At 48.5% G+C, this 12,498-nt stretch carries 11 protein-coding genes and 1 tRNA gene; 7 read left to right on the forward strand and 5 right to left on the reverse strand.

Annotated elements, in window-relative coordinates:
• Positions 1–65 precede the first annotated feature (65 nt).
• From appC to cbdX, 3 genes are read left to right on the forward strand one after another with little or no spacing between them, the layout of a single operon-like run.
• Positions 66–1,610 (forward strand): cytochrome bd-II oxidase subunit 1, encoded by a 1,545-nt coding sequence (appC, locus tag OGY72_RS00945; protein ID WP_148362394.1) that lies wholly within the window; start codon positions 66–68, stop codon positions 1,608–1,610.
• 11 nt (positions 1,611–1,621) lie between these two features.
• On the forward strand, positions 1,622–2,758 hold the full coding sequence (gene appB, locus OGY72_RS00950) for a cytochrome d ubiquinol oxidase subunit II (RefSeq protein WP_286546167.1): 1,137 nt from the start codon (positions 1,622–1,624) through the stop codon (positions 2,756–2,758).
• Between the two features lie 13 nt (positions 2,759–2,771).
• Positions 2,772–2,861, forward strand: a complete 90-nt coding sequence (gene cbdX / locus OGY72_RS00955) for a cytochrome bd-II oxidase subunit CbdX (protein WP_003830863.1) — start codon at positions 2,772–2,774, stop codon at positions 2,859–2,861.
• Between the two features lie 52 nt (positions 2,862–2,913).
• Here cbdX and OGY72_RS00960 read toward each other — a convergent pair whose 3' ends face one another.
• Positions 2,914–3,627, reverse strand: a complete 714-nt coding sequence (locus OGY72_RS00960; RefSeq protein WP_286546169.1) for a GNAT family N-acetyltransferase — start codon at positions 3,625–3,627, stop codon at positions 2,914–2,916.
• A gap of 192 nt (positions 3,628–3,819) precedes the next feature.
• Positions 3,820–5,289: a MocR-like pyridoxine biosynthesis transcription factor PdxR gene (pdxR, locus tag OGY72_RS00965; RefSeq protein WP_286546172.1), complete on the reverse strand. Its 1,470-nt coding sequence runs from the start codon at positions 5,287–5,289 to the stop codon at positions 3,820–3,822.
• Between the two features lie 124 nt (positions 5,290–5,413).
• Between pdxR and OGY72_RS00970 the strand changes: the two genes are divergently transcribed.
• The 4 genes from OGY72_RS00970 to OGY72_RS00985 all read left to right on the forward strand — a co-directional run bounded on the left by OGY72_RS00970 (position 5,414) and on the right by OGY72_RS00985 (position 9,834).
• Complete coding sequence (locus OGY72_RS00970) at positions 5,414–5,863, forward strand: GNAT family N-acetyltransferase (protein WP_174785083.1); 450 nt, start codon at positions 5,414–5,416, stop codon at positions 5,861–5,863.
• Positions 5,864–6,030: 167 nt separating this feature from the next.
• Positions 6,031–7,035 carry a LacI family DNA-binding transcriptional regulator gene (locus tag OGY72_RS00975; RefSeq protein WP_008783828.1) on the forward strand — a complete coding sequence of 335 codons (1,005 nt, stop codon included), beginning with the start codon at positions 6,031–6,033 and terminating at the stop codon, positions 7,033–7,035.
• A 153-nt stretch (positions 7,036–7,188) separates the two neighbouring features.
• The gene (gene nhaC, locus OGY72_RS00980) at positions 7,189–8,640 is read left to right on the forward strand and encodes a Na+/H+ antiporter NhaC (RefSeq protein WP_286546181.1); all 1,452 of its coding nucleotides are present in this window, start codon (positions 7,189–7,191) and stop codon (positions 8,638–8,640) included.
• A 12-nt stretch (positions 8,641–8,652) separates the two neighbouring features.
• Positions 8,653–9,834 carry a MalY/PatB family protein gene (locus tag OGY72_RS00985; protein WP_286546183.1) on the forward strand — a complete coding sequence of 394 codons (1,182 nt, stop codon included), beginning with the start codon at positions 8,653–8,655 and terminating at the stop codon, positions 9,832–9,834.
• A gap of 209 nt (positions 9,835–10,043) precedes the next feature.
• Here OGY72_RS00985 and OGY72_RS00990 read toward each other — a convergent pair.
• From OGY72_RS00990 to OGY72_RS01000, 3 genes are all read right to left on the reverse strand, one after another.
• Positions 10,044–10,119 (reverse strand) — tRNA-Thr (locus tag OGY72_RS00990).
• 330 nt (positions 10,120–10,449) lie between these two features.
• The gene (locus tag OGY72_RS24745; protein WP_353655449.1) at positions 10,450–10,749 is read right to left on the reverse strand and encodes a methyltransferase family protein; all 300 of its coding nucleotides are present in this window, start codon (positions 10,747–10,749) and stop codon (positions 10,450–10,452) included.
• A 265-nt stretch (positions 10,750–11,014) separates the two neighbouring features.
• Positions 11,015–12,463, reverse strand: coding sequence for an EAL domain-containing protein (locus OGY72_RS01000; RefSeq protein WP_286546185.1), 1,449 nt, complete (start codon positions 12,461–12,463; stop codon positions 11,015–11,017).
• Between the last annotated feature and the right edge of the window lie 35 nt (positions 12,464–12,498).

The raw sequence follows: 12,498 nt of genomic DNA on the forward strand, positions 1-12,498 counted from the left end.
TTTCTACTGCGGGTCTGGCGTTTTCTTCCTTACCTATTCACTCTCTAATGCCTGATGGAGTTCGCATGTGGGACGTCATTGACCTATCGCGCTGGCAGTTTGCGCTGACCGCGCTGTACCATTTTCTGTTTGTTCCCCTGACGCTGGGGCTGATTTTTTTGCTGGCTATCATGGAAACCCTGTTCGTGGTGACCGGCAAAACAGTCTACCGCGACATGACGCGTTTCTGGGGAAAGCTATTCGGTATTAACTTTGCGCTCGGCGTGGCAACCGGCCTGACCATGGAGTTTCAGTTCGGTACTAACTGGTCGCTCTATTCCAACTATGTGGGTGATATTTTCGGTGCCCCGCTGGCGATGGAAGCCTTGATGGCCTTCTTTCTTGAATCCACCTTCGTGGGACTGTTCTTCTTCGGCTGGCAGCGCTTAAACAAGTATCAGCATTTACTGGTGACCTGGCTGGTCGCGTTTGGCTCCAATATCTCGGCCCTGTGGATCCTCAACGCCAACGGCTGGATGCAATATCCAACAGGCGCTCACTTTAATATTGATACTCTGCGCATGGAGATGAGCAGCTTTAGCGAGCTGGTCTTTAACCCCGTCAGCCAAGTGAAATTTGTGCATACCGTGATGTCCGGTTATGTCACCGGCGCCATGTTTGTGATGTCCATCAGCGCCTGGTATTTGCTGCGTGGTCGCAATCGCGAGTTCGCCCGGCGCTCCTTCGCGGTGGGTTCCGTCTTTGGCACGCTGGCTATCCTCGGCACGCTACAACTGGGTGATAGCTCAGCCTATGAGGTCGCCCAGCTCCAGCCGGTAAAACTGGCGGCAATGGAGGGCGAATGGCAAACCGAGCCAGCCCCCGCGCCCTTTCATGTCATCGCCTGGCCGCAGCAGGAGCAAGAGCGTAACGCCTTTGCCGTGAAAATACCGGCCCTGCTGGGTATTCTGGCGACCCACTCGTTAGATACGCCGGTTCCAGGGCTGAAAAACCTGATGGCGGACGCACTTCCCCGCCTGCAGCGGGGTCGGGAGGCGTGGCTGCTGATGCAGGAAATCGCCAAAGGTAACCGCACACCTCAGGTACTGAACGCTTTTCACGCTGTGGAGAAAGATCTGGGTTACGGAATCCTGCTGGCGAACTACGCGCCTGACATGAACCACGTTACACCAGCGCAATATCAGGCCGCGCAACGCGGCGCCATTCCGCAGGTGGCCCCCGTGTTCTGGAGCTTTCGCATCATGATTGCATGCGGTTCGCTGCTGCTACTGGTGATGGCGATTGCGTTGATACAGACCTTACGCTGGCGTATCGACCAGCATCGCTGGGTACTGCGCATGACGCTGTGGAGCCTGCCGCTCCCGTGGATTGCCATCGAAGCGGGCTGGTTTATGACGGAGTTTGGCCGTCAGCCGTGGGCGATTCAGGATATTTTGCCGACCTGGTACGCCCACTCCGCGTTAAGCGCAGGTCAGCTGGCCTTCTCGATGGGGCTAATTCTCACGCTTTACACCCTGTTTTTAATTGCTGAAGTCTACCTGATGCAGAAATACGCGCGCCTTGGCCCAGATGCAATGCATAACCAGCAACCAGCGCAACAACAGGGATAAAGGAGACAATCATGTTGGATTATGAAACGTTGCGGCTCATTTGGTGGCTGCTGATTGGCATCATTCTGGTGGCCTTTATGGTCACTGACGGGTTTGATATGGGGGTCGGCTGCCTGTTGCCGCTGATCGCGCGTAACGATGATGAGCGTCGGGTGTTAATCAATAGCGTCGGGGCGCACTGGGAAGGTAACCAGGTGTGGCTCATTCTGGCGGGCGGTGCATTATTCGCGGCCTGGCCGCGGGTCTATGCCGCCGCATTTTCGGGGTTTTATGTGGCGATGATCCTGGTGCTGTGCGCCCTTTTCTTTCGCCCGTTGGCCTTTGATTATCGCGGCAAAATAGCCAATGCACGCTGGCGTGCTATGTGGGACACCGGGTTGGTTATCGGGAGCCTGGTCCCTCCTGTTATCTTCGGCGTCGCGATCGGCAACCTGTTCTTGGGCGTGCCTTTTATCTTCACACCACAGCTTCATGTGCAATACCTGGGCACCTTCTGGCAGTTACTCTCACCCTTTGCCCTGCTGTGCGGCGCATTAAGCCTGATGCTGGTTATTCTGCAAGGGGGCGTGTGGCTCCAGTTGAAGACCGACGGCATTCTTCATCAACGCGCGCTTTCTACTACCCGTCGCAGCGCGATGCTGGTCGTGCTCTGCTTTCTGTTAGCCGGTTACTGGCTATGGACGGGGATCGATGGCTATGTGTTGCTTAGCCAGGATCCTAATGGTCCCTCCAACCCGCTATTAAAAATGGTAACTACCTCACCGGGCGCGTGGATGGCGCACTTTTATCAGTCACCACTGCTGTTAATTATTCCGCTGCTTGGCATGATTTTCCCGATGCTCGCGATCTATGCCTGCGGGCAACGTCGGGCCGTATGGGGATTTTTGTGCGCTTCACTGACCCTGGCCTGCGTGATCTTCACCGCCGGAATCACCCTGTTTCCGTTTGTGATGCCTTCAAGCGCGTATCCGCTCTCCAGCCTGACGGTGTGGGACAGTACCTCCAGCCAGATGACGCTCAGTATCATGCTGGTTATTGTGCTGATTTTTCTACCGATCGTTCTGCTTTATACCGTGTGGAGTTATTACAAAATGCTGGGACGAATCAATGTAGAAACGATCCGCCGCCACAATCACGAACTTTACTAGGGAGGACCGTAAGATGTGGTATCTGTTTTGGTTTGTCGGCATTCTGCTGATGTGCGCACTCTCCACGCTGGCGCTGGTCTGGCTGGAGTCGCGGCAGAAATAATTCTGCGCGTACGCTACGCTTTCTGGCTCCCCGGTTTATTCGGGGAGCTTTTTTATCCCCTTTCCATCAGCTCGCCAAGGCGCCTAATCTGCCGCCCCTGGTGATCGAAATTACGTTCATCGAGCCACAGATCGTAGGCTGGTCGAAGTGTCGGGTACTCACCATCAATGATTGAGTACCATGCGGTATCTCGATTACGACCCCGCGTGACGACAGCCTGACGAAATATGCCTTCAAAACTGAAGCCAAAGCGCTCCGCCGCCCCACGGGAAGGCGCATTGAAGGCATCACATTTCCATTCAAAACGGCGATAGCCCAGATCCTCAAAAACGTACTTTAAAAGCAATGAGATGACTTCCGTTGAGATTCGCGAACGTTTCATGCGTACGGAGTAGGAAACATGGCCAACCTCGATCACGCCATTTGCGGGATCAATCCGCATAAGAGCAAACGTACCAACAGGTTTCATACTGGTTAAATCGATCACGGCAAAATGCATCGGATCTGTCTGTTCTTCCGCCTTTTTTAAATAAACCTGGAAGGCATCAAAAGTTTCAAAAGGTCCGACCGCCAGATATGTCCAGTCACGACAATCGCTTGCTTCGCAGTACGCTTCATACAACTCTTTTGCATGGCGTTTGGCGTTAATGCGTTCAAGCTTACAATAGCGACCTGTAATTTGCTGAGCCTGTGGAAAGGGTGCACCTTTCCAGTCAGACAAAGTCATACCTACGGGTTGTTGGAATTGATTAAAGACGCCCGGCATATCTGTACCCCTTACAAAACAGAACTAAACCAGCGCAGGGTATGATCAAACTGAGCGGCCCAAAAGAACCACAATGCGTGTTTTTAACGGATCCACACTATTTAATTGTACAAAAAGCAGGCTCTGCATTTTTACACGTAGCGAAAGAAACGTATTTACTGCATTAATGCTAATAGCGGAATAAATTATAATTTAAATAACCTGAGCCAAACGGCGAATCCCATCAACAATTGCCTCTACCGGATGATTTGCAAAACCAATCAAAATCCCCTGTCTTGAGACATCGCTCTGGTAATAACGACTTAGTGATAGTATTCCCATCCCTAGTAATCTGGCTTGCTCCTCAACTTCATTTCCGGTTAATCCGTTTTGTAGCCAGCACACAATATGGACGCCAGAGTCAGAAGGCTGCACAATCATTTTATCAGCCAAGTATTCTTGAATAGCGTTGACCAGCGCAGTTCTTCTTTCATAGCATGCCTTACGAATTCGGCGCACATGACTGGCATAGTGACCATCCTCTATAAAACTCGCCATCACAGCCTGCTCAAGATAACTGGTGCCAAGATCGGAAAAATATTTCGTCACCATAATCTGTTCTTGTAAACCCGGCGGGACAACTAAAAAACCTAAACGAAATTCCGGGTACATCATTTTAGAAAATGTTCCGGCATAGATTACGCGTTGATTCTGATCTAATCCTTGCAAGGCTTGTAAAGAGCGGTCGGCATAACGGAACTCGCTATTATAGTCATCTTCAAATATCCATGCCTGATTCGACTTCGCCCATTCCAGCAGCTCAAAACGGCGGGATAAACTCAACGTTCCACTTAATGGATATTGATCCGACGGGACGACATAGGCCAGCTTAGCGTCAGGAAAATGATCAATACCATAGCGGACGTTCATTCCTTCGCTATCTACCGGTACCGGCCTCACCATCGCGCCAACAGACATGAAGGCTCCGCGAGCGCCTTTGTAACCCGGGTCGTCCAGCCAAACGTCACTTCCTGCCGTTAGCAATGCTCGCGCAGTAATGTTCAGTGCCTGTTGAATACCATTTACGATGATTATTTGATCTTCGTTACAGTTCACTCCACGCGTTGTTTTAATGTAGCGGCAAACCGCTTTTCTCAAAGGAAGGTACCCGCAAGGATGAGTGTGAGCCCCCAGTTGATGCCGGGATTGTCTCCAGACACGTTGCAGTAGCTTTCCCCATAACGCATGCGGAAAGAGATCCGTACACCCGACACCAACCGCAAATAGGCGGTTCATGCCGCGCCCTTCATACTCATTTGACCATAAATCGCGAACAGGATTATTTCGGCTATGAACCTGTTCACCAGGCGAGACGACGTCCCCCGACGCCATCTTTGGATAGATATTGCTGATACTCCGATCCGGAATATTATGTGAGACATATGTTCCAGACCCTTTACGGGTCAGGATATACCCTTCATCTAATAGCCTGTCATAACCGGCGAGCGCTGAGTTTCGTGAAATTGACATCATCTCGGACAATGCCCTGGTTGACGGCATTTTTGTTCCTGGCGGCAATCGCCCTTCGAGGATGTGATCGCGGAGGATGTGGTAAACCTGCTCCTTAACCGCGCCTTTTCCTAAAACAAATCCTTGAAATAAAGGCGCATTGTTTTTCTTCATTGTATTAACCTTTATACTAAAAGTGGATCCTATCAATATATCGAAAGTGTCTCTTTACGAGAATTTATAAAGCTCTTAGTATCATCATACTAACACATTACTCGCACAAAATATCAGGATATATATGATTAACATGAATGCCGTTACTATTGAAAGTGCAGAACAAAAAGACTACGCCAGCTGGCTTCCTTTATGGATAAACTATCAAACATTTTACCGCACTATAATTCCAGATAAAGTAACAAAATTAACGTGGGAGCGTTTCCTTACCCCGAGCGAACCTGTTTATTGTGCTGTGGCCAAATATAATGGGAAAATAGTGGGGCTGGTTCATTATCTCTTTCACCGCTCAACCTGGGCAGAATCAAATTATTGCTATCTCGAAGATTTATTTGTTAGCGAAGATGTACGCGGTCAACACATCGGTAAACAACTTATCGAGTATGTCCAACAACAAGCCAAAAAACACCACGCGTCAAGATTATACTGGCATACGCATGAAACCAATCTCCGTGGACAACGTCTGTATGACTGGGTGGCCAAAAAGAGCGGGATGATCGAATATCAAATGTAAGGATAATAATACTCAGGATAGTATTTAATTATTCAGTACTAAAAATAAACCTCTGAGTAGATATACTCAGAGGATGCATCGGTGACAAATCTCCCCAACCTGAATAAGATAAGGAAAAAAACCAGCGATAAGCAAATTCTTAAGAATCAAAAAGGTAAAGAGCCAGCATGGCAACGATAAAGGATGTTGCAGAGTTAGCGGGAGTGTCCACCGCAACCGTTTCACGTGTTATTAATCAAACTGCATGGGTTGAACCCGTGACGCGTGAGCGTGTTGAAAAAGCCATGCGCGAACTGAACTATCATCGCAATGCCGCCGCTATTGCATTAGCGAAACGCAGCGGTGACATGCTCGGGTTATTGACCGGCAATCTTGCCGATCCCTTTTTTGCCAGGCTTGCCCGGGGCGTGGAAGAAGTATCACGCCAGCAGCAATTTCGCCTGATGGTATGCAGCGGTGGCCACGATGAAGGAATGGAAAAATCAGGACTCGATTTCCTGATAAACCAGGGCTGTGAAGCGATTGTAGTCCATGCCAGCAGGCTGTCTGAAAAGGAACTGTTGCGATATGCCGCTCATTTTCCTGCCATGGTGGTCGTGAACCGCTATATTGCCGGGATGGCCAATCGCTGCGTGTGGCTGGAAAATAGTCAAGCAGCTAAAACAGCCACGTTACACCTCCTGGAACAAGGGCACCGTTGTATTGCCTGCGTGACAAGTGACTTACCGATTATCGATCGCCGTGAACGGCTGGAAGGCTATCGCCAGGCGCTGGCTGAATATGGCATTACGCCAGATAAAAACTGGGTGATTAGCGTGCCCTTCAATGAAGAGGGTGGCGAACGCGCTGCACATCAGCTGCTTAATTGCGGTATTCCTTTCACCGCAGCGGTGACGTTCAATGATGTGATGGCCGCCGGGATTATGCGCATCCTCCATCAGCAGGGAATTACACTTCCGCAACAGCTTTCAATCGTTGGGTTCGATGATGTGGTGATGGCCCGCTATCTCTACCCTGCACTCACAACAATGCATTATCCCGTTGAGCGCATGGCTCGCTGCGCTTCGCAGCTGGCGATACAGCTTTTTAAGGGCGCAACCCAGCGTCCCAGCGTGAATAGTTTCACTGCGGATTTAGTGATCCGCGATTCTGTTCTTCCCCCCTCTCTCTGAAATCAATGCGTAAATCGTCAAGCCCCTGAATTGTGACCGACTTCAAGTTTAACGTCTTCATGTAATCGCTTACATGAGGGCCAATGAGCGATCACAGTCAGGCAAAAGGGTGTTCTCTACTCTTGAGCGACCTTACAGACTGGAGATTCATGAATGAATGCCTCTCAAAATCAGAAAAAAACACTCTCATTTGGACTGGCAGTGATCCCTATTTTAGCCATGCTACTGCTGCTAATTATTGGCTACGGCATCATGGGGCTACGTATTGAGCCCTTGTTGCTATGTTCTGCTGCAGTCGCCGCGGGCATGGCCTGGTGGCAAGGGTATTGCTGGGAAGACATCATTAATTCGGTAGTTGATAAACTCGCCAAAGCAATGCCGGTGATCATGATTCTTATCTGTGTCGGCGGCCTGATTGGTACATGGATGTTCAGCGGCACCATCCCTTACATGGTGTACTGGGGACTTAAACTCATCAGCCCCGAATACATTCTTATCGCCGCCTTCTTTTTGACCAGCGTCGTATCGGTGTGTACCGGAACCTCCTGGGGTTCCGCCGGAACGGTTGGCGTAGCATTGATGGGCGTTGCCGCCGGACTGGATGTTTCGATGGCAGCAGCGGCAGGTGCCGTTGTTTCTGGCGCTTACTTCGGTGACAAGATATCGCCGCTGTCAGACTCCACCAACTTTGCGGCCATTGTTGCAGATACCACCCTTTTCGAGCATATCCAGCACTTGTTGTGGACCACTATTCCCAGCTTTCTGCTTGCCGCCGTGGTTTATCTTATTGCCGGCCACAGCAATATGCTGGGCGAGGTCGCCACGCCGCAACGGGTTACCGATATTGTCAGCGCTCTGGAGTCGCTATACCACTTCAATATCATTCTGATTTTGCCACCGGTTATTGTGTTGTGGGGCGCGATTCGTAAAAAACCGGTCATTCCTTTAATGCTAAGTGCATGCGTATTAGCCCTGATTCTGGGCGTTGTCATGCAAGGACTCAGCATCAAGCAGGGACTGGATGCCTTTATAGATGGGTTCAACATTACTATGTTCCCGCAAGGGAGTGAGGGCATTATTGCTGATGTTCCGCGCCTGCTGAACCGTGGCGGAATGTTCTCAATGATGAGCACTATCCTTCTGGTATTTTGCGCATTCTCTTTTGCCGGTGCCTTAACGTTAACCGGCGCGCTCAACATTATCATTAACCGCTTACTGACGGTCATTCACAGTGTCGGTCAGTTAATTGCGGCAACCATTGGTACCACCCTTCTGGTGACCGGAGCAACAAGCGACGGCAAGCTGGCTCTTCTGGTTCCAGCTGAACTGTTTAAAGACGCATACCGTCGTATGGGACTGGATACCAAAAATCTGTCCCGCACCATTGAAGACGCTGGCACCGTTATTGAGCCGTTGTTGCCGTGGACAGCTGCCGGAGTTTATATGGCCACGACATTAGGAGTGAGCACGCTGGATTTATTGCCATGGGCGATTCAGTGCTATGCCGCAATCTTCTTCGCCTTGATTTACGGTTTCACGGGAATCGGTATTGCGAAGGCGCCTTCAGTGACAGAAACAGAAAAAAATATCGCGGCAACAGAATAGGGAGAGCATGTAATGGATTTTAATAAGATTATCGATCGCCACGATACCGCCTCGCTGAAATGGGACTTTATGGCGCGATATTTCGGCGAGGATACACATCAACTGTTGCCCATGTGGGTGTCTGATTTTGACTTTACTTGCCCGCCCGCTGTTCAGGAGGCTTTAACTCACCGCGTAGGGCACGGTATTTTTGGTTACAGCGAACGGCCACAAAGCTACTTTGATTCATTAATTTCATGGTTCTCAACCCGGCATCAGCTGGAAATCAAACAAGAGTGGATCTGCAGTATTGAAGGTGTTGTTCCAGGATTATCGCTACTCGTACAAATGCTGAGTCAACCCGGTGAAGGCGTGGTCGTTCAGGGGCCTTATTATGGTTCATTCGCTAAAATTATCTCTCTGAACGGCAGACAGCTGCTGGAAAATCCGTTGAATGAGGACCCGGCTACCGGTTATCAAATGGATTTTGCTCACCTGGAAATGTTATTCCGGACTGAACGTCCGCCGTTGATGATTTTATGTAATCCGCATAATCCAACCGGTCGTTGTTGGACTGCACCAGAGCTGGAACAGCTACTTACGCTATGCGAGACCTATGATGTGACGTTGCTGTCTGATGAGATATGGGCAGATTTATTGCTTCCTGGAGAACAATTTACTTCAGTTCTGCATCTGGGAGAACGCTGGCATTCGCGTGTAATTTCAGCTACTTCAGCCAGTAAAACGTTTGGTTTGTCGACATTGCGTATTGCTAATTTTCTGATACCGGCACCGGCATTGCGTGAACACTTTTTACGCCGTCTGGATGCGCATGGACTGGATGTATTCAATGCGCTATCCGTCGAGGCGAGTACGGCTGCATGGCAACATGGCGCACCATGGTTAGACGATTTACTTGGCTATCTGGCTGAAAATCGACGCTGGTTTATTCAACAAATTGATGAATATCTCCCATGGGCTCGGGTTGTTCCTTCCCAGGCAACGTATCTACTGTGGATAGATTGCAAAGTGCTTGGACTGGATGATGAGCAGCTCAAATGGGTAATGCTTGATGTTGCCGGTATTGCGCCTTCAATGGGAAATAGCTTTGGTCCTGCTGGAAAAGGTTTTATCCGCCTGAACATGGGATGTCCACGCGCCTACCTCGAACAAGCGGTTGAGGGGTTGAAGCGAATTGCATTTACATCCTGCTGAATCTGCTCAGTAAACGAAGCGGCCCTGGCGCAGGGCCGCCTGGTATTATCAGCCATTTCGACGAGGCCTGATGAACGGCCTCTGAACTACCAACCAAGAATGGCGATGCGGAGAACGTGGTGCAGGTTACCCGGGAAATAAGATGCGCGCTGAAAACCGCAGTATACGAGGTTTGCGTTGATTTCGGTAGGCCTGGGAAGAGTTTGAAATGGTGCCGATAATAGGAGTCGAACCTACGACCTTCGCATTACGAATGCGCTGCTCTACCAACTGAGCTATATCGGCCCTGATAAGGACGTGCCCATGAATGTGAACACGGGGTAGAAGGTTAAAACTAACCGGACTGTGCGTCAATGGCCTTGCGAATCAAACGCCTATTTTTGCATCATCCGCATTCAATTACGCACAAATCGTGTCGTCACAGGCTTCCTGGTACGCGGCAAGGGAATTCTATAACCAGCGGCGAACACGCTGCTCATAGCGTATCCATTCCGGCCCGAAATGTTTTCGTAGTTGTTCCTCTTCAAAATCAATATGTAATCTGGCAACCACCTGCATAAACAGCGGTGCAGCCAATATTCCAATCAAGCTACCGACGTAAAGAGCAAAAGCTAACTAAAGTCCACTCATTCCAAGATAGATTGGATTGCGGCTCCAGGCGTAACATCCGTCAGTAACAAGCGTGGTCGATTTCTCTGCATGCAGTGGGTTTAGCGTCGTACGTTTCTTCCGCATCTTCCACGCGGTATGCAGTATCATCGCCAGACTGACGCTAGCCAACAATGCACTTATCACGATAGTCACCGCGCCAAATGTGAAACGCGGTATCGCCGTCAACGCATCCGCGATGAGGAATAATAACAGGATGAGAGGTGGTGGAAGCCAGACTCTTAATTTTGTCAGGAAAGGACGCATGGCTACGGGCAAACCTCAGTACCTGTTTGATTAACGCTGATATCACTATAAATACCCCGTTTATGATACATAAACAAACGGTGCACACCTCACTATAGGACTTTTTACTTAATCAGACAGACAGGCAGCGATGCAAAGACGCCCATACCAGAGGCGTCTGCCCCTGGTGTTCAGGAAAAAATCATGCTGCAGGCTATGTCAGCTCAGAGCACATACTCGTTTAAAGGTTTTACCCTTCATATGTAATAACCGTGTCAAAAAGGAATTACGTAGATAAAGGTGAATCTGACGCTGATTCAAACAAATCTACTGACTGCTGGTAATACCGGATAAAATCATTAAATGTCACTGGGGGTAGAAACTGATACCCCTGCAGATAGTCAACATTATTTTTTCCCAGCCATTGTTGCTGATAGTCATTTTCAACACCCTCTGCCACCGTACGTAACCCCAGAAGTCCTGAAAGGTGAGTAATTGACTCGAGCATAGGGATATATTGATCAACCTCTTTAATTTCCTTAATGAAGCTTTTATCAATTTTGATTACATCCAGGTCTAACTCATTGAGATAGCAGAGATTAGCGTATCCAGTACCAAAATCATCCAAAGCGAACAAAACACCTTTATTTCGCAACGAGCGAATAAGTTCTTTGATTGCAGGAGTAATCGTGAACGTCTGGTTCTCTGTTATCTCTATCATCAATTTTATCGGAAGACCTTGCGTTATCTCCATAAAATTAAGGCATTCCCAATAGAATACAGGATTATTTAAACCTGACGGACTGACATTAAAAGAAACGAACAGAGTTTTATTAATACTCGCGCCTCCAGAGACCAGATTGCGCGCAACAGCGGTCATTAAATAGCTAGTTAACTCCTTGATTAAACCACTTTTTTCAGCCAATGGAATAAACTCTCGCTGAGAAATAGCATAGTTATGTCCCTGTGGCCAACGAGCCAATACCTCAACTCCACAAACGTCGCCCCTGATATTCACGATGGGCTGAAAATAAGGAATGATTTCCTCATTCCTTATTGCCATACTCAGTCTACTAGTATCCGAAACATCATATGCGTCAGTGTAAACCGCATCCCCATTCACATTATTATTGATTATAGAACCTTCATTTAATAAATTATTTCGGGTTAAAAAGATAACAGTTTCATTAAAATTGGAAAAGCCGAGGCGAGCAGTAATTTTATCCCGATATCGATACACTGACTTAATTGTTAGCGAATTAGCAATACAGAAATCATGCAGTTTTTCTTTTGTGAATGATGAATACAGCATTTCTTCTTCAAATTCAGTCAAGTTAAAAGTAAACATCGGTGAATCTTTATTGACTTCCACAACTTTGTTAGGTGCCAATAAACTCTCTTTTAATTGAGCGATCAACTGCTCCGACAATTCCCCCCCATTGATAAAGGAATATTCTTCATATCCCCGATTAACTGGCAGGGTTTCGCACATCCGCAGAACAATACAGTGTATGTTGATGAACTGTGTACTGTTTCTCTGAAGCCATTTTTTGACCAATAATAATGGCAACCGGTTATCGATCACCAGCAAGCAGGACGGATATCGTGACATAACTGACTGCGTGCCAGAAATAAATGTCCGTGCATCGATCAATACCAGATTTGGTAACCATGCTTTTAATCCTGAAAAAAGGAAAGTATCATAACTGAGAAGAAAAATTTTTTTCGTATTCATAGTTATCACCAACTTAAATTTATGGCATAGCAGGT

The organism is Citrobacter sp. Cpo221 (assembly GCF_030332345.1).
GTDB classification, from domain to species: Bacteria; Pseudomonadota; Gammaproteobacteria; order Enterobacterales; family Enterobacteriaceae; genus Citrobacter; species Citrobacter portucalensis.

What these genes read in the sequence shown, in the direction of transcription:
- appB (WP_286546167.1), top strand. Translation starts at nt 1,622, where the DNA reads ATGTTGGATTATGAAACGTTGCGGCTCATTTGGTGGCTGCTGATTGGC.
- OGY72_RS00985 (WP_286546183.1), top strand. Translation starts at nt 8,653, where the DNA reads ATGGATTTTAATAAGATTATCGATCGCCACGATACCGCCTCGCTGAAA.
- nhaC (WP_286546181.1), top strand. Translation starts at nt 7,189, where the DNA reads ATGAATGCCTCTCAAAATCAGAAAAAAACACTCTCATTTGGACTGGCA.
- OGY72_RS01000 (WP_286546185.1), bottom strand. Translation starts at nt 12,463, where the DNA reads ATGAATACGAAAAAAATTTTTCTTCTCAGTTATGATACTTTCCTTTTT.
- pdxR (WP_286546172.1), bottom strand. Translation starts at nt 5,289, where the DNA reads ATGAAGAAAAACAATGCGCCTTTATTTCAAGGATTTGTTTTAGGAAAA.
- appC (WP_148362394.1), top strand. Translation starts at nt 66, where the DNA reads ATGTGGGACGTCATTGACCTATCGCGCTGGCAGTTTGCGCTGACCGCG.
- OGY72_RS24745 (WP_353655449.1), bottom strand. Translation starts at nt 10,749, where the DNA reads ATGCGTCCTTTCCTGACAAAATTAAGAGTCTGGCTTCCACCACCTCTC.
- OGY72_RS00975 (WP_008783828.1), top strand. Translation starts at nt 6,031, where the DNA reads ATGGCAACGATAAAGGATGTTGCAGAGTTAGCGGGAGTGTCCACCGCA.
- OGY72_RS00970 (WP_174785083.1), top strand. Translation starts at nt 5,414, where the DNA reads ATGATTAACATGAATGCCGTTACTATTGAAAGTGCAGAACAAAAAGAC.
- cbdX (WP_003830863.1), top strand. Translation starts at nt 2,772, where the DNA reads ATGTGGTATCTGTTTTGGTTTGTCGGCATTCTGCTGATGTGCGCACTC.
- OGY72_RS00960 (WP_286546169.1), bottom strand. Translation starts at nt 3,627, where the DNA reads ATGCCGGGCGTCTTTAATCAATTCCAACAACCCGTAGGTATGACTTTG.